Genomic DNA, 15,545 nt, shown 5'->3' on the forward strand with positions numbered 1-15,545 from the left:
CCCTTGGCGGGTCCTCAGGAGCCATACCGGAGGATGTGGGGCATGGCCTCAGTCGTCCAGTGGATCCAGGGGACCCGCCCGCGCACGCTGCCGAACTCGATCGCACCGGTGGTCGTGGGAGCCGCTGCGGCGCACCACATCGACGAGTTCAACGTGCTCTACACGGTGCTCGCGCTGATCGTCTCGGTGGCGTTCCAGGTCGGCGTGAACTACGCGAACGACTACTCCGACGGCATCCGCGGCACGGACGACAACCGGGTGGGGCCGTTCCGCCTGACCGGGTCGGGTGCGGCCGAGGCGTCGAAGGTGCGGCTGGCGGCGTTCATCTCGCTCGGCGTAGGTGCGGTGGCCGGTGTCGTGCTGGTCGTGTTGTCCGGGTACTGGTGGCTGCTCGGGTTCGGTGCCGTGTGCATGCTCGGGGCGTGGTTCTACACGGGCGGCAAGCGTCCGTACGGCTACGCGGGCCTCGGCGAGATCGCGGTGTTCCTCTTCTTCGGCCCGGCCGCGGTGCTGGGCACGTTGTACGTGCAGACCGGTGAGATCACCGGCATCGGCATCGGGGCGTCCATCGCGATGGGGTCGATCTCGGCCGCGGTGCTGGTGGCGAACAACCTGCGCGACATCCCGACCGACGCCGTGTCGGGCAAGCGGACCCTGGCCGTGGTGCTGGGCGACAAGGACACGCGCAGGCTGTACCTGGCGCTGGTGGCCGTGCCGTTCCTGATCGCGCTGGGGATGACCGTGCGGGTGCCGTACGCGCTGCTCGGGTTCCTCGCGGCGCCGGTGCTGCTCCCTGCCGTGCGGCGGGTGGCCGCCGGACGTGGCGGCCGTGACCTGATCCCGGTGCTGCAGTTCACCGGGATCGCGATGCTGGCCTGGGCCGTGCTGGTCAGCGCCGGTCTGGTGCTGGACTGAGTCCGGTCACCAGGCGTCCTCGGTGAACTGCACGGGCTCGTCGTCGTCCGTTCGGGCGGGCCTGCGCGGGGGTGGCGGCGGGGCCGTCTCGCCCTTGATCAGCTCGTCCAGCCTGGCGCGGTCGGCGTCGAGTGCCTGGCGCACCAGCGGGTCGTGGGCCGCCTCGCCGGTGAGGACCTGACGCCAGCTCAGGCCCGCACCGCGGGCGATGCGGTCCGCGAGCTGACGCATCGCCGGTGAGGCATCGCTGGACTTGGCGAACTGCATCACCCTGCGGATGTCCTCGGTGGACGGTTCCTTGCCCCTGAGATTCTGCTGGGCGGTCCGCATCGCGCGGTCCGCCTCGGCGACCGCGCTCTTCAAGAAGTCCTCCGCCGCGAGAACGTCCGGTGTCCGCCAGGCCGTCATCACCACTTGTCCTCCGTGAAGATGTCGGGGTCGAGCTGGTCACCGTCGTCCCCGTCCCTGCGCGGCCGCTGCGCCTCCATGATCTCGTCGGCGGTCATGCCCTCCTGCAGCATCTGGAACGCCTGCTTCATCTTGTTGACGTTCTCCTGCTGCATGGCCTGCACGTCGGGATCCTGCGCGGCCTTGCCGGAGACGACGTCCTCCCAGGTGAACTCGCCCGCGTCCACCTTGCGCTTCAACGCTTTGAGCTGTTCGGGCGCGTCCCGTTCCTGCGCGGCCCGTTCGACCTGCTGGGCGATCGCCTTGAAGTCGACGGGCGGGACGGGCGGCAGCGGCGTTTCCTTGAGGCGGTTCGCGAGGTCCTGCGCCTCCTTGAAGCGCGCGTCGACCTGCGCCTCGGCCGCTCGCAGCTCCGCGGACTTCCAGCTGTCGTTCGGGGTGGTCATCTCAGTTCTCCCTCGCGAAGAGCCCGCGCTGGATCGGCCTGGCGTCACCGCGGATGTCACTCACCTCGTTGCGCTGAGCGAGGGTGCGCCACTGCCGGAAGTCTACTTCGGACAGACCGAGCCGCTGCGCCGTTTCGCAGTTCTCGCCGACGAAGTGCAGCACGGCCTGCTCGCCGAGAACGCCGATGATCTCGAACTCCGCGCCCCGGTAAGTGCAGAGCGTCCGGACGAGCTGGAGGTCCTCGACGACCGCGTCCGGCACCTCCAGGAACTGGACGCCGCCCTCCTCGGTGAAGTCCGGCGGCGCGGGCTGCCCGGCGAGCGGGTGCAGGAGGACCGATCCGGGTGCGGGCCCGAAGTCGACGTCGAAGTCCTGGCCCCGGTACCTGCCGATCAGTCCACGACGGACGGTCGGCCGGTGCGGAACCGGTGCCTGCCAGTACTTCCCGGGACCGAAGCCGACGTCACCGGTCGGGATCCAGCCGGTCTGCCGGTTGACGTACTTGCCGACGCTGCGGCCGGTGCCGTCCGGCTCGAAGCGCCAGAGTTCCGTGCCCGCTGGGAGTTCCGCGAGCTCCATGACGTACTCGGGGACGGGGTTGGCGCTCGGCGTGTACCCCGTGCCGGTGAACGGGAGCGGGTAGACGCGGGTGGTGCCCATCTTCCGCGCGCCGTCGAGCGTCGGGCCGCCGAAGCTCGTGTCGAAGAGCTCGGTGGTGTGGGCCAGGAAGCGCAGCAGGTACTGCGTGCCCTTCGGCCAGTCCGCGACCTTGTCGACGCCGAAGACCTCCGCGAACTGGTCGGAGGTGCCCTGCGGGAAGTCCTGCCCGCGCGTCACGAACCCGGCGGCCCGGTGCGGCTCGAACTTGCCGGGCACCACGACGTTGCCCAGGTAGAGCTGCGCGATCGCGGGGTGGACGATCTTCTGCAGGATCGTCTCCGGCCCGATGCCGGCCGCCTTGCGCACGGCCTGAGGGGTGCTCATCCCGGGTTCTTCTCCTTCCACCGCGCCAGGAAATCGGTGCGGTCGACCTGCACGTCTGTGAGCTCGTCGACGTCGAGCGTGGCCGTGTAGCCGTTGTACTGGTCGCCTTCGAGCCCGTTCTGCGCGGCCCACACGTACTCGCCGCCCGCGTACCCGGCCTCAGCCTTGCCGCCGTCCGATCTGATGATGTTGAACGGCTGCCCGCGCCAGGTGGCCTTCATCGTCTCGCGGTACCAGGCGTCGAGGTCCGCGACGGCCACCGTCTTGAGCTCGCGGTTGCCGTAGGTCTGGAAGCCTTCGGCGTTGGCGTAGGTGACGCCCGGGATCTTGCGGATCCAGACGTCGTTCCCCTCGCTGCCCGCGAAGTAGACCTCGCCGCGGTACTCGGCCATCTCCTGGGAGTAGTAGGTCATCAGAGCTTCGTCCAGCCGAACTTGCGGTCGTACACGGCGTGCAGTTTCTCAGTTCCGTCCGCGTTGACCTGCCAGATCTCGGCACGATCGGGCAACGGTGTGCCGCCGTCGACGCGCCACTCCGGCATCCCGCCCATCGTGTACCCGGTGCCGGTGAACGGGTCGTAGCCGTCGTAGACCTTGGTCGACCCGCCGGCCGCCGCCATCTGCTGCTGCGACGCCTCGTAGTGCGCCTGCTCCTGCGGCGACTGGTACGCGCCCTCAGGGTGCGGTCCGACCATGTTGTAGTCGGGCACGTCCTTCTTCGGCCCGCCGAACGGCACGTTGTGCGCGCCCGCGTTCTGGTCGGTGACCTCGTAGCGGAGCTGCATCGCGTTCGGCGCGCCCTCGGGGATGGGCGTCCAGCCCTTGCCCTTGTCGTCGAGCGCGAGGCCGTCCCGCAGGCCCTGCGGGGTGTTGACGTCGACCACGTCCTGGCCGCGGGCGACCGAGCCGCCCATCTGGTTCTGCCAGGTCTCCTTCTGGCTGCCGGGCGCGTGCGGCTGGTCGGGCAGGTAGGTGCTGAGGGCGCTCTGGTTGAGGGCCTTGGTGACGATGTCGCCGGTGTCGACCTTGATCTGGTTGCGGACGTCGGCCACGTGCCGGGCCTCGTCCGCGCTCAGGTCGGTGGACAGCTTCTGGCTCAGCTCGACGTAGCGGTCGCGGTCGGCCGGGTTGGGCAGGATCTGGTCCAGCTGGTGCTGGTAGCCCTGGCCCTGCGCGGCCATCGCGGCGGCGTCGAAGTGGCCCTTGAGGTCCGGGCCGGTGTGCGGCGGGGTGCTGCCGCCGTCGCCGTCGCCGTTGTGTCCGGGGGTGGCGTCGTCGTTGCCGGGCTTGGGGTCCGTGTCGTGGCCCGCCGGGGTGTTGTCCTGGCCGGGCTGGGGGTCGGCGGGCCGGACGTCTTCGGCGCCGCTCGCGTCGGTGTCGTGCGGCTTCGTGTCGTCGGGGCGGGTGTCGGTGTCGTGGGGCTTGGCGTCGCCGTCGTGTGGCTTCGGGTCGCTGTCGTGGGGCTTGGCGTCAGCGTCGTGTGGCTTCGGGTCGGTGTCGTGCGGCTTGGCGTCAGCGTCGTGGGGCTTCGGGTCGGTGTCGTGTGGCTTGGTGCTGTCCGGTGCGTCGTGCGGCTTGGTGTCCGTCGACCCGTTGGGCGTGGTGTCGTGGGGACGCGTGCCGCCGTCGGCCGGTGTGCCGCCGTCGTGGGGGCGCGAGGGCGACGAGTCGCTCGGCGTGGTGCCGAACGGCGTCGAGTGATCCGCGCCCGTCGTGGGGCTCGGGTGTCCGGGAGGCGAAGGCAGACCGCCACCGGCCGGCGTGCCGCCGTCGTGGGGGCGCGAGGGCGACGAGTCGCTCGGCGTGGTGCCGGACGGCGTCGAGTGATCCGCGCCCGTGGTGGGGCTCGGGTGTCCGGGAGGCGAAGGCAGACCGCCACCCGCACTGGGAGCCGGATGTCCGGGAGGCGAAGGCAAGCCGCCACCCGCGCTCGGGGCCGGGTGGCCGGGAGGCGACGGGAGACCGCCGCCGGTGTTGGTGGGAGGCGGGGCCGTTGTCATGCCGGAGCTGGCGCTCGGGGGTTCGGGTGGCGTCGGGAGGCCGCCTGCGCCGCCGGGCGTCGGGTGAGTACCGGGGGCGCCCGAGTTCGGCGGGGTCGGCAGGCCCGCACCACCGGGGTGCGTTCCCGCGGAACCCGGAGCCGGTTGCGAACCGGAGCCCAGAGTCGGGTGCGAACCCGGGGTCGAGTGCGAGCCGGAGCCCGGAGTCGAGTGCAAGCCCGAGCCGGGCGTCGGGTGCGTGCCCGAACCGGGCGTCGGGTGGCTGCCCGACGTGCCGGGGCCGGACGGCGGCGTGGGCAGGCCCGAACCGGGACGGGTGCCGGCGGGCGGCGTTCCCTGGTTGGGCGGGGTGGGGAGACCTGAGCCGTGGCCGGGAGGCGTGGGCAGGCCGGTGGGCTTGGGGGTGCCGGTCGGGCTGCCCGCGCTGGGGAACGCCGGGACGCCGCCCGCGCCGGGACGGGAGCCGGAGCTCCTGGTCTGGTCGCCGCCGCCCGCGCCGGGGGCCATCGGGGCTCCCATCGGCATCGCGCCGCCCATGGGGGTCTGGTGGGACGACGGCGGGGCCGCGGCGGGGGCCGCGCCTGCCGCGTGCGTGGTGTCCGGGCGCATCGGGGCACCGGGCGAGCCGGAGTGACCGCCGGACGGAGCGCCGCCCGAGCCGGAGCCGGGCATGGCGGTCGGAACGCCACCGCCGCCTCCGCCCAGCGAGGGTGGTGCCGACGCGGCGGGCCCCGCCGCGGTTGCCGCGTGGGTGGTGGTCGGAGCGTCCGGGGAGGAGGGCAGGGCCGGCGGGGCCGCTGCCGGCGCGCCGCCGGGTGCCACCGCGGAGACGGCGGCGGGTTTGGTGTCCTCCGTGCCGCCTGGCGGGGTGTAGACCTCGCGGACCTTCGAGCCGATGTCGTTGCCGCGGTCGGCGATCTCGGTGGCCGACTCCTTGATGGACGAGAAGTCGTCGTGGATGTCGTTCACCGCGTTGCGGACGTCGCGGCCGGCCTCGGCCACTTCCTGGGTGGCGTTCATGGCCTCGGCCAGGGAGTCGGCGTCCTTCAGCTTGCCGATGGCGGAGAAGACGCGGCCGACGGCGTCGAAGAGCGCCTTCACGTCGGAGATGAGCTTCTGGACCGTGTCGATGATGTCCATGACGCGCCGGTAGATCTGGTACGCGTTCCAGACCATCTCGGCGGCCTTGATCCAGCCGGCCACCGGGATCCAGACGGTGGCGGCGGCTTCCAGCAGCTTGTTGACCAGGTAGTCCAGCAGGCGCGCGGCCTGCTTGCCGAGGGCCTCTGCGCCGGACGCGACGGTGTCGAAGCCCTTCGCGATCAGCTGGGCCACGCCCATCTCGGCGAGGAGTCCGGCCTTCCAGCCGAGCGCGATGTACTTCTCGTGGGCGCGGGCGGCGTCGCCGTCCCAGTGGTCGCGCACCTTGCCCACGGCGTCGGTGAGGTTGTACGAGACGTCGTTCATGGCGTTGCCGACCATGCGCCACGCGTCGCCGTCGGCACGGATCTTCGACCAGTCGCCGGTGATCGGCGTGATGATCGCCGCGACCAGGCTCTCGCCGGTCACCGCCTCGAACACCCAGTTCACCGCCTGGACGCCCCAGCCCTGGTCGCGCAGGACGTCGTTGAGCGACGCCGTGTCGACCTCGGGCTGTTTGAGGGACGCGGCGACCGGGCGCGGGGACTGGTAGGCCGTCGTCACTTCAGCAACCCGTCGAAGATGCGCCGCTGGACGGCGTCGATGTCCTCGTAGACCTTCGCCGTCGCGTCCACCGCCGTGGCCGTGCCCTCGAGCTTCGACTTGCCGAAGTCGAGCGACTCGTCGAACAGCGCCCGCACGACGTCCACACCCGGCTGCAGCAACGAGAGCAGGCCCGTGAAGCCCGCCTTGTCGCACGCAGTGGCGTGGACGTACTTGCGGATCGTCTCGAACTCTTTGGCCTCGGTGCGCAGGTACTCGGCGTACGCGCGCAACTCGGCCGCGTCGGTGAACAGCGACGACACAGCGTCCCCCCTGCGGACTCAGGTGCTCAGGTCACGCTGTGACGCACAGCTCTCGTCACCAGTTCCCCGTGCGGTGGAAGTTGTTCAGGCGTTCGAGGCACGGGGCGAGGTGCATGCCCTGTGCCGATACCCATGTGTCGTCGTAGTAGGTGTTCGCGTAACGCTCGCCACCGTCGCACAACAGGGTCACCACACTCCCGCGAGTGCGAGACTGCCGCATCTCGGCCACGATCTGGAACGCTCCCCAGAGATTCGTGCCGGTGGATCCGCCGACCCGGCGGCCGAGCAGGTCCTCGACGTACCGGATCGTCGCGACGGACGCCGCGTCCGGCACCTTGATCATCCGGTCGATCACCTCGCCGATGAACGACGGCTCCACCCGCGGCCGGCCGATGCCCTCGATGCCGGAGCCCCTCGTGGCGACCAGGTCGCGGTTGCCGTCGCGCCACGCGTCGAAGAAGACCGAGTGCTCGGGATCGACGACGGCCAGGCGCGTGTTCAGCTTCTGGTAGTGGATGTACCGGCCGATCGTGGCGGACGTGCCGCCCGTGCCCGCGCCGACGACGATCCAGTCGGGCTCCGGCGACGGCTCCAGCCTCATCTGCTCGAAGATCGACTCGGCGATGTTGTTGTTGCCCCGCCAGTCCGTCGCGCGCTCGGCGTGCGTGAACTGGTCCATGAAGTGGCCACCGAGCTCGGCGGCCAGCCGGCGCGACTCGTCGTAGAGCGCCGAAGGCTCGTCGATGAAGTGGCACCTGCCGCCCTGGCGTTCGATCAGCGCAACCTTCTCCGCCGAGGTCGAGCGGGGCATCACCGCGATGAACGGCAGCCCCAGCAGCCGCGCGAAGTAGGCCTCGGACACCGCCGTCGAACCGGAGGAGGCCTCGATCACGGGCGTGCCACCGGTGATCCAGCCGTTGCAGATCGCGTAGAGGAACAACGAGCGCGCCAACCGGTGCTTCAACGACCCCGTGGGGTGCGTCGACTCGTCCTTCAGATAGAGGTCGATGCCCCACTCGAGCGGCAACGGGTAGCGCAGGAGGTGCGTGTCAGCGCTGCGGTTCGCGTCCGCCTCGATGATCCCGACGGCCTCGCACACCCAGTGCCTGGTCCTGCTGCAAACGCGGTCAACGGAGGTACTCACAGCGGCACGATAACCGCGCGAACGGCCTATGCCTGGGTGAGAGGACCTTCGTCACCACGCAGTTCGGAGCGCAGCTTGTCGCGCTCGGCCTTGCGCGCCGCCTGGTGCTCGCCCAAGCCCACCGCGACGCGCTGCCGCAGCCCCTTGAAGATGAACAACGAGGCCGGCAACGCCACGACAACGCCCACGGCGAGGGCGGGCAGCAGAGGAACCTTCACCAACATGAGCGCGCCCATCACCACGACCACGAGGCCGAGGCGGGCGAGGACGTAGAGCGTCACATCACGAGCGAGCACCCGTTCAGGTTACGTCGCCTTCTTCGTCACCGGTGTTCGGGCGCCCTTCGAACCTCGTGGAGAGCACCACGGTCGTACGCGTGCGGGCCACACCGGGGATGCGCCGCAACCGCCCGAGAGCACGCTCCAGGTCGTCCACCGTCGACACCCTGACCTTCACGATGAACGACTCGTCGCCCGCGACCCGGTAGCAGGACTCGACCTCGTGGAGCTCGGCCAGCGCGACCGCGACCTCGTTGTCGTCCGCGATGTCGGTGGGGTGGATGCCGATCAACGCGGTCACGCCCAGTCCGACCGCACTGGGGTCGACAACGGCGTGGTAGCCGACGATCACGCCGCTGGACTCGAGCTTCCCGACCCGCTCGTGCACGGCGGACGCGGACAGGCCGACCTGCCTGCCGAGGTCGGCGTACGTGGCCCGTCCGTTGGCCCGCAGGGCGGCGATGATCTGCCGATCAAGAGCATCCACCCGCGAGAGGGTATATGGCCGGTACACGGCCGCTGCTCCGCAGACGGCGGCGAGTTCGCCGGGCAGTCGGTCACCCGGCCCCCGCTTCGGCCCGAATCGCCTGCGGCGGTTGACCCCGGAGAGGGAACCGGGCGACCGACGCGAACTCGCGAACCAGCAGGTCAAGCACATGTGCGCCCACATGTCCGGTTCGCCCTGATCGTCCCGACATGAGCCGCGACTCCACCGACCCCCCGGCCACACCAGCCGCGACTCCACCGACCACCCAGCCACACCAGCCGCGACTTCCCACCAGTCATCCAGCTACACCAGCCACCCGTTCGGCCGCCCTCGCCTGAGCTGCGAGTTCGCGTCGGTCGTCCGGGTCCCTCTTCGTGTCAACCGCCGAAGGCGATTCGGCGCGAAGCGGGGCCCGGACGACCGACTTCCCGGCGAACTCGCCGCCGTCTGCGAAGCAGCGGCCGTCAAACCCTGTCCGGTTCGCCCTGCTCGTCCCTTACTACCTCTTTACCAAACAACAAGCGTTCGAGTACCTGATGGGTCAGATGCCACGATCAGACCGGAACGTCTGATCTGAGGAGGACGAGTGACTGCAGCCACCGAGCGGCTCTTGACGCCTGGGGAAGTCGCCAATCTGTTCCGGGTCGACCCGAAGACCGTGACCCGATGGGCCACCGCAGGTCGCATCGGCTCGATCCGCACCCCTGGAGGACATCGCAGGTTCCGTGAGACCGAGGTGAAGGCTCTGCTGTCGGAGCTCACGACCGAGGCAACTGAACCCGTTCGCCACTGAAACCGTATTACCCCTGTGCCGCGGGTAATCTCGTGGCAAAGGGAGGTGGCGACACGATGATCTACCTGCTGGCGGTGATCGGTGCGCTCACCGTGGCTGTGCTCGTGTGGCGAGCGTTCGCCCCGCAGCACTCGGAGTACACCCCAGGCCGCAAGGTGATCGCGCCCGACGACGACCCGGAGTTCCTGCGCAAGCTCGACGAGCAGCGCAAGCGCGACGAGTGAACGGAAAAGGGGCCCTGGTTCCAGGACCCCTTTCCGCCACTGTCGAGAACCCGTTCAGGAGTGCGGGAAGTCGTCCGCGACCACTGCGGCGAGTTCCAGCAAGGCCAGACGGGTCTCCGGCGCGAGCTGGTCCAGCGCGATCTCGGCGCCCTCTTCGAGGTGCGCGTCGAACGGCAGGCGGACCACGGCACGGCATCGCTGCTGGAAGTGCGCGGCGAGCTTGTCGAGGTCGACCTTGCCCGACTTCGGGCGCACCGAGTTGATCACGCAGACGGACTTCGCGACCAGGTCGCGGTAGCCGTGTGCCTCCAGCCAGTCGAGCGTCGCCGCCGACGTCTGCGCGCCGTCGACCGAGCCGGACGACACCAGGACCAGCGAGTCCGCCTCGTCCAGCACGCCCTTCATGGCGGAGTGCATCAAGCCGGTGCCGCAGTCGGTCAGCACGATGTTGTAGAAGTGCTCCAGCAACGCCACCGTGCGGCGGTAGTCGTCCTCGCTGAACGCCTCCGACACGGCCGGGTCCTGCTCGGACGCCAGCACCTCGAGCCGTGCGGGTGACTGCGAGGTGTACGCGCGCACGTCGCTGTACTTCGTGATCCGCGGGGCGTCGCGCAGCAGGTGACGCACAGTCGCCGTGGTCTCCCGCGGGATCTTCAACGCCAGCGTGCCGCGGTCGGGGTTCGCGTCGACGGCGACCACTCGGTCACCGCGCAGCGACGAGAACGTCGAGCCGAGCGTGGTGGTCGTCGTGGTCTTGCCGACACCGCCCTTGAGGGACAGCATCGCGATCTTGTAGCACCCGCGCAGCGGCTGGTTGATCCGCGCGATCAGCTCACGGCGCCGCACGTCGGCCGGGCTCTCGCCCAGGTTGATGGCGCCGCCGGTGATCGAGTGCAGGGACTTGCGCCAGCCGGACGTCGGCGGACGCTTCTCCTTCTTGATCAGCTGCTGCGACGAGACTTCCTGCGCCTGCGAGCGGTACTGCTGCTGCGGGAAGTTGTTCGGGTACTGCTGGCCGGCGAAGTGGCCGTACTGCGCGGTGTTGTCGGTGTGGTGGGGGCCCGACTGGCCGCCGCCCACCGAATGAGCACCCGACTGGCCGCCGCCCACCTGGTACGCGCCGGACTGCGAACCGGGCACCGGGTACGGACCCGACGCGTTGCCGGGCACCGGGTACGGACCGGAGGCGTTACCGGGAACCTGGTAGGCGCCGGACTGGCCGGCCAGGTTGTACGGGCCTGATTGGCCGCCGCTGACGTGCTGCGGGCCGGACTGCTGCGGGTCGAGGTAGGCCGCCGCCTGCGGGTCGACGTACTGCGGGCCGGAGCCCTGTTCCTCACCCGGTGGTTGCCATGTCACCGCTGTGGCCCTCCCTGAGCAAGAGGGACCGAGACTTCCCCGACCCCCAGGTTGCGACGGTACGCAACCGGCAACGGTTCCATCGACCTGGGGGCTAACTCGTTAGAGACCTGCGTACGAATGCAACCCGCTGGTGACCAAGTTGATGAAGAACAGGTTGAACACGTTCAGGGCGAAGCCCACGATGTTGATCCAAGCGGCCCCGCGGCCACGCCATCCGGCCGTCGCGCGCGCGTGCAGATACGCCGCGTAGACCACCCACGAGACGAACGCGACCGTCTCCTTCGGGTCCCAGCCCCAGAACCGGCCCCACGCCGCTTCCGCCCAGATCGCCCCGAGGATGATCCCGGCCGTGAACAGCGGGAACGCCAGCACGGTGGTCCGGTAGGACATGCGGTCGAGCACGTCGGCGGACGGCAGCTTCGGGAAGCGGTCGGAGTTGGTGTCCTTGAGCAGGTAGAGGATCGACGTCACGCCGGGGATCAGCAGCATGCCGGACGAGATCGAGATCACCGAGACGTGGATCACCAGCCAGTACGACCGCAGTGCCGGCTGGACGGGCGCGGACTCGGCGTAGAGCACGGTGCCACCGAGGAACAGCAGGACCAGGATCGGTGTCAGCACGAACGCGCCGAGGCGGCGGATCGGGAACTTGGCCATCAGCACGATCCACGTCACCACGGCCGCGAGGCACAGCAGCGACATGTACTCGTACATGTTGCCCCAGGGCGCACGCCCGGCCGACAGACCGCGCATGACCAGCGAGCCGAGGTGCAGCACCGCGCCGAGGACCGTCATCGCGGCACCCATGCGGCCGATGCGCTCGGACCTGGTCAGCTCGCTCTTCGGCGCGTCGGTGAGGACGTCCGGCCCACCCGCCCCGACCATCGCCTTGCGCGGCGCGCGGGCGAAGGCCTGCTCGACCGCGTAGAGCAGGACCGCGAAGAGGTAGACACCCAGCGCGCTGCGGTACAGCCAGTCGCTGTAGGTCGCGAGGGTCTCGTCAACCGGCATCAGGACTTCTCCTCGTTCAGCACCGCGCGGGCCAGCCGCGTGAACTCCTCGCCGTATCCTGCCTGGTCAGTGCGGGCGAGCCCACCGACCTCGACCAAAGTACGCCCGTCGGTCAGACGGGTCGCACGCACCCACACCCTGCGGCGCTTGACGGTCAGCGAGACCCCCAGGCCGAGGATGATCAGGATGGCGAACGCCAGCACGTAACCCTGGGTCGGGTCGTGCGACACCTGCAACGACACCCAGTCGTTCACGGCGTCGAAGCGCACCTTCGTACCGTCGTCGAGCACGATCTCCTCGCCCAGCGCGAGGTTCTTGCGCGCGACCTTCGCCAGCCGCCCCTGCTCGACCATCTTCTGGTCGATCGAGAAGATCGACTGGCCGCGCCCGTCGTCCACACCGAGATCACCGCGGTACACGTCGACGGCGACCATCGGGTTGTTCAACGCCGGGAACTTCGAGTTCAGGATGCTGCCGTGCAGCAACGGCGTCGGCGCCAGCAGGCCCGTCACCGCGATCTGGTTCTTGCGCCGCGTCTCGGAGTCCGTGATGCCGGGCGGGTCGAACTTCGTGGCGCCCTCCGAGGCCAGCGTGAGCTGGTCGGTAGGCAGCCACTGGATGCCCTGCGTGCGCTTCTCGCCGTTGGGGAACGTCACCGTGAACGTCGGCGTGTACCCGTGGCCGAGCAGGTAGAGCCGGTCGCCTTCGGTGCGCAACGGGTGGTTGACCTGCAGCGTGTACGGCTTCCACGTGTTCGACGCGAGGTCGTCGCCCGACTGGTAGCGGATGTCCGCCTTGAAACCGACGGGCTGACCGTTGTCGAGGTACTCGGCGGAGAACTTGCCGATCTCGACGCAGAACGGCGTGAGGTCCGTGCCGTCGACCCGCAGGCCCGGACGGAACTGGTCGTAGTTGAAGATGCCGCCGTTGCAGAACTGGCCGCCGTCGGCCTGGACGATGACCTGGCCCTCGTAGTTGAACATCTTGCCCAGCGCGAACGACACCAGCAGGCCCAGCAGCGCGAAGTGGAAGACCAGGTTGCCGGTCTCGCGCAGGAACCCGCGCTCGGCGCTGACCGTGTCCTCGCCCGTCTCCATCCGCCAGCCGCGCATGGCCTTCTTCGCCCGCGAGAGGGCTTCGTCCGGCGTCACGTCGAGCTCGGCCTGCGCGTGGTGCGGCATCCGCGAGAGATTGCGCGGCGTCAGCACGGGCTTCGCGCGCATCTGCTTGAAGTACTCGAACGTGCGGGGAAGCAGACACCCGACGAGAGACGTGAACAGCAGCAGGTAGATCGCGGCGAACCACGGCGTGGCGTACACCTCGAAGAACCCGAGCTTGAGCAGCAACTGCCCCCACCAGCCGCGCTGGGCGACGTACTCGTCGACCTTGGCCGCGTTCAGCGACAGCTGCGGCAGCAACGCACCGGGCATCGCCGCGAGCGCGAGCAGGAACAGCAGGGTCAGCGCGGTCCTCATCGAGGTGAGCCCGCGCCACGTGTTGCGGAGGAAGGCGATCACTAGAGCGGCAGCCTCACGACGTCGACGAACGAGTAGCGCAGCCACCCGACGAACTCACCCCAGAGCCCGGTGACCAGCGCGATCCCGACGAGGATCAGCAGCACACCACCGAAGATCTGCACCTGCCGGGCGTGCGTGCGCAGCCACTTGGTCACGCCCAACGCCCACCGCGCACCCAGCGCGAGGACCACGAACGGCAACCCGAGCCCCAGGCAGTACGCGAGCACCAGCACGCCCCCGCGCACGGTCGACGACCCGACCTCGGTGCTGCGCGCGACGGCGAGCACCCCAGCGAGCGTCGGCCCGAGACAGGGCGTCCACCCGAGCGCGAACACGGCCCCGAGCAAAGGCGCCCCGAGCAGCCCGGCGTTGGGCTTGGTGTGGAACCGCACGTCCTTCTGCAGCGCCGGAACGAGCCCGAGGAACACCAGTCCCATCAGGATCGTGACGACACCACCGATGCGCTGGAACAGATCAGCGTTCAGGAACAGCGCGTCCGAAGCGCCAAGAATGGCCATCGACGCCAGCGCGAAGACAACGGTGAACCCGAGCACGAACAGCAACGAGGCACCGGCCACCCGCCAACGCCCCTGCCGAGCGGGCTCGTTCGCCTCGACCCGAGGCGCCTCGGCACCGACCAGCCCAGCGAGGTAAGCCAGGTACCCGGGCACGAGCGGCACCACGCAAGGCGACGCGAACGAGACAAATCCCGCGAGCAAAGCAACCCCGGTGGCCAGCAGCAACGGCCCGGAGATCGCCAGATCGGTGGGGTTCACAGACCTCAGAGTAGGTAGTTGCCCAGATCACGCGACCACCGGCATGGCTTTGACCCAACACAAGGCTTGGGTCAAAAGTACCGACAATTGCCGCTTGTGGGTGACATCACGGTTGCTTAGCGTCAGCACATGCAACGTTCCCGGCTGCTCCTCCCAGCGCTGACCATGTCAGCACTGGCACTGTTCGCGCAGGTACCGGCTGGCGGCGCTGCCCCGGCGATGGAATGGCGCGAAGTCTTCAACGAAGACGGCTCCATCACCCAAGCACTGACCCCGAAGGCCCCGGCGGAGAAGTCGTCCGACTTCCGCGCCCTGGCCGCAGCGGAAGTGATCCCGGTACAAGTGACCGGCGACTCGTCAGACCGCTTCGACCTCGTCTTCGTAGGCGACGGCTACACAGCCGAAGACCTGACGACCTACGCCGCGAACGTGAAGAGCAAGTGGGAAGAACTCTCAGCAGTAGAGCCCTTCGCCACCTACAAGCAGTACTTCAACGTCTGGCAGGTGAACGTGGTCTCCGCAGAGTCGGGCGTAGACCACGACCCGACAAAGGGCCTGCTCAAGAACACCGCCCTGGACATGGGCTTCTGGTGTCAAGGCCGCGACGCGAACACAGAACGCCTGCTCTGCGTGAACGAGACCAAGGCAAAGGAATTCGCAGCCCTGGCCCCCCAGTCAGACCAGGTGATCGCCCTGGGCAACACCGCGAAGTACGGCGGCGCAGGCGGCTCAGTGGCAACCGCCTCAGGCTCAAACGCACAAGCGGGCCAAATCGCAATCCACGAACTGGGCCACTCGATCGGCGGCCTGGCAGACGAGTACGACTACCCGTACGCCAACTACACGGGCACCGAACCACGAGAAATCAACGTGACCATGGACCCCACCGGCGCCAAGTGGGCAGAATACCTGGGCCAGCCCTCCCCGGACGGCGGCGTGATCGCCCCGGTAGAGGGCGCCCGCTACTACAAAACGGGCCTCTACCGCCCCACAGCCAACTCGATCATGCGAACCCTCGGCAAGCAGTTCAACTCAATCGGCCGAGACGCCATGATCAAGGCCTTCAAGGCAAAAATCCCATCGCTGAACGAACCGGTAGCCCCGCCCGCCCGGTAGCAGCTACCGACCAGCCGATGACGTCTGCAAGTACCACCAACTCAAGGTCAACAGACACTTCTCCGCTACCAACTGGCC

General features: G+C 69.2%; 17 protein-coding genes. 4 read left to right on the plus strand and 13 right to left on the minus strand.

The genetic code is table 11. The features are described 5' to 3' along the window. Nucleotides 1-42: 42 nt before the first annotated feature. Entirely contained in the window at nucleotides 43-915 is an 873-nt protein-coding gene (locus SK571_RS38355) for a 1,4-dihydroxy-2-naphthoate polyprenyltransferase (protein ID WP_319989016.1), read from the plus strand. A gap of 6 nt (nucleotides 916-921) precedes the next feature. Here SK571_RS38355 and SK571_RS38360 read toward each other — a convergent pair whose 3' ends face one another. The 9 genes from SK571_RS38360 to SK571_RS38400 are packed head-to-tail and all read right to left on the minus strand — an operon-like array spanning nucleotide 922 to nucleotide 8,668. Continuing rightward, nucleotides 922-1,323 (minus strand): hypothetical protein, encoded by a 402-nt coding sequence (locus tag SK571_RS38360; protein ID WP_319989017.1) that lies wholly within the window; start codon nucleotides 1,321-1,323, stop codon nucleotides 922-924. Next, a complete protein-coding gene (locus SK571_RS38365; RefSeq protein WP_319989018.1) occupies nucleotides 1,323-1,769 on the minus strand; it encodes a hypothetical protein in 447 nt (148 codons plus the stop codon). Before SK571_RS38365 ends, SK571_RS38360 begins: the two co-directional genes overlap by 1 nt. 1 nt (nucleotide 1,770) lies before the next feature. Continuing rightward, on the minus strand, nucleotides 1,771-2,754 hold the full coding sequence (locus SK571_RS38370; protein ID WP_319989019.1) for a hypothetical protein: 984 nt from the start codon (nucleotides 2,752-2,754) through the stop codon (nucleotides 1,771-1,773). Beyond that, nucleotides 2,751-3,167: a hypothetical protein gene (locus tag SK571_RS38375; RefSeq protein WP_319989020.1), complete on the minus strand. Its 417-nt coding sequence runs from the start codon at nucleotides 3,165-3,167 to the stop codon at nucleotides 2,751-2,753. The genes SK571_RS38370 and SK571_RS38375 overlap by 4 nt, the downstream gene beginning before the upstream one ends. Then, nucleotides 3,167-6,457 carry a hypothetical protein gene (locus SK571_RS38380; protein WP_319989021.1) on the minus strand — a complete coding sequence of 1,097 codons (3,291 nt, stop codon included), beginning with the start codon at nucleotides 6,455-6,457 and terminating at the stop codon, nucleotides 3,167-3,169. The genes SK571_RS38375 and SK571_RS38380 overlap by 1 nt, the downstream gene beginning before the upstream one ends. After that, entirely contained in the window at nucleotides 6,454-6,759 is a 306-nt protein-coding gene (locus SK571_RS38385) for a hypothetical protein (protein ID WP_319989022.1), read from the minus strand. Before SK571_RS38385 ends, SK571_RS38380 begins: the two co-directional genes overlap by 4 nt. Before the next feature lie 55 nt (nucleotides 6,760-6,814). Continuing rightward, nucleotides 6,815-7,903, minus strand: a complete 1,089-nt coding sequence (locus tag SK571_RS38390; protein ID WP_319989023.1) for an L-cysteine desulfhydrase Cds1 — start codon at nucleotides 7,901-7,903, stop codon at nucleotides 6,815-6,817. Between the two features lie 26 nt (nucleotides 7,904-7,929). Further along, nucleotides 7,930-8,199 carry a DUF4229 domain-containing protein gene (locus SK571_RS38395; protein ID WP_319989024.1) on the minus strand — a complete coding sequence of 90 codons (270 nt, stop codon included), beginning with the start codon at nucleotides 8,197-8,199 and terminating at the stop codon, nucleotides 7,930-7,932. Nucleotides 8,200-8,203: 4 nt separating this feature from the next. Next, complete coding sequence (locus SK571_RS38400; protein WP_030478192.1) at nucleotides 8,204-8,668, minus strand: Lrp/AsnC family transcriptional regulator; 465 nt, start codon at nucleotides 8,666-8,668, stop codon at nucleotides 8,204-8,206. Nucleotides 8,669-9,254: 586 nt separating this feature from the next. On the opposite strand from SK571_RS38400, the gene SK571_RS38405 reads away from it, so the two are divergent. Both SK571_RS38405 and SK571_RS38410 read left to right on the plus strand, forming a co-directional pair. After that, nucleotides 9,255-9,461, plus strand: a complete 207-nt coding sequence (locus tag SK571_RS38405) for a BldC family transcriptional regulator (RefSeq protein ID WP_030473853.1) — start codon at nucleotides 9,255-9,257, stop codon at nucleotides 9,459-9,461. A 56-nt stretch (nucleotides 9,462-9,517) separates the two neighbouring features. After that, nucleotides 9,518-9,685, plus strand: a complete 168-nt coding sequence (locus SK571_RS38410; protein ID WP_086667950.1) for a hypothetical protein — start codon at nucleotides 9,518-9,520, stop codon at nucleotides 9,683-9,685. A gap of 54 nt (nucleotides 9,686-9,739) precedes the next feature. Here SK571_RS38410 and SK571_RS38415 read toward each other — a convergent pair whose 3' ends face one another. The 4 genes from SK571_RS38415 to SK571_RS38430 form a co-directional block, all read right to left on the minus strand. Further along, nucleotides 9,740-11,044, minus strand: a complete 1,305-nt coding sequence (locus SK571_RS38415) for a nucleotide-binding protein (protein ID WP_319989025.1) — start codon at nucleotides 11,042-11,044, stop codon at nucleotides 9,740-9,742. A gap of 102 nt (nucleotides 11,045-11,146) precedes the next feature. Next, nucleotides 11,147-12,058 carry a c-type cytochrome biogenesis protein CcsB gene (gene ccsB / locus SK571_RS38420; protein ID WP_319989026.1) on the minus strand — a complete coding sequence of 304 codons (912 nt, stop codon included), beginning with the start codon at nucleotides 12,056-12,058 and terminating at the stop codon, nucleotides 11,147-11,149. After that, the gene (gene resB / locus SK571_RS38425; protein WP_319989078.1) at nucleotides 12,058-13,533 is read right to left on the minus strand and encodes a cytochrome c biogenesis protein ResB; all 1,476 of its coding nucleotides are present in this window, start codon (nucleotides 13,531-13,533) and stop codon (nucleotides 12,058-12,060) included. Before resB ends, ccsB begins: the two co-directional genes overlap by 1 nt. 41 nt (nucleotides 13,534-13,574) lie before the next feature. Then, complete coding sequence (locus tag SK571_RS38430; protein ID WP_319989079.1) at nucleotides 13,575-14,360, minus strand: cytochrome c biogenesis CcdA family protein; 786 nt, start codon at nucleotides 14,358-14,360, stop codon at nucleotides 13,575-13,577. 120 nt (nucleotides 14,361-14,480) lie between these two features. Between SK571_RS38430 and SK571_RS38435 the strand changes: the two genes are divergently transcribed. Beyond that, nucleotides 14,481-15,467 carry a M64 family metallopeptidase gene (locus SK571_RS38435; RefSeq protein ID WP_319989027.1) on the plus strand — a complete coding sequence of 329 codons (987 nt, stop codon included), beginning with the start codon at nucleotides 14,481-14,483 and terminating at the stop codon, nucleotides 15,465-15,467. The last annotated feature ends 78 nt before the right edge of the window (nucleotides 15,468-15,545 follow it).

Source organism: Lentzea kristufekii (assembly GCF_033949925.1).
Taxonomy (GTDB): domain Bacteria; phylum Actinomycetota; class Actinomycetes; order Mycobacteriales; family Pseudonocardiaceae; genus Lentzea; species Lentzea kristufekii.

Excerpts from the sequence above, each read along its gene's own strand:
- SK571_RS38355 (WP_319989016.1), top strand. The coding sequence starts at position 43 with ATGGCCTCAGTCGTCCAGTGGATCCAGGGGACCCGCCCGCGCACGCTG.
- SK571_RS38360 (WP_319989017.1), bottom strand. The coding sequence starts at position 1,323 with ATGACGGCCTGGCGGACACCGGACGTTCTCGCGGCGGAGGACTTCTTG.
- SK571_RS38365 (WP_319989018.1), bottom strand. The coding sequence starts at position 1,769 with ATGACCACCCCGAACGACAGCTGGAAGTCCGCGGAGCTGCGAGCGGCC.
- SK571_RS38370 (WP_319989019.1), bottom strand. The coding sequence starts at position 2,754 with ATGAGCACCCCTCAGGCCGTGCGCAAGGCGGCCGGCATCGGGCCGGAG.
- SK571_RS38375 (WP_319989020.1), bottom strand. The coding sequence starts at position 3,167 with ATGACCTACTACTCCCAGGAGATGGCCGAGTACCGCGGCGAGGTCTAC.
- SK571_RS38410 (WP_086667950.1), top strand. The coding sequence starts at position 9,518 with ATGATCTACCTGCTGGCGGTGATCGGTGCGCTCACCGTGGCTGTGCTC.
- ccsB (WP_319989026.1), bottom strand. The coding sequence starts at position 12,058 with ATGCCGGTTGACGAGACCCTCGCGACCTACAGCGACTGGCTGTACCGC.
- resB (WP_319989078.1), bottom strand. The coding sequence starts at position 13,533 with ATGAGGACCGCGCTGACCCTGCTGTTCCTGCTCGCGCTCGCGGCGATG.
- SK571_RS38435 (WP_319989027.1), top strand. The coding sequence starts at position 14,481 with ATGCAACGTTCCCGGCTGCTCCTCCCAGCGCTGACCATGTCAGCACTG.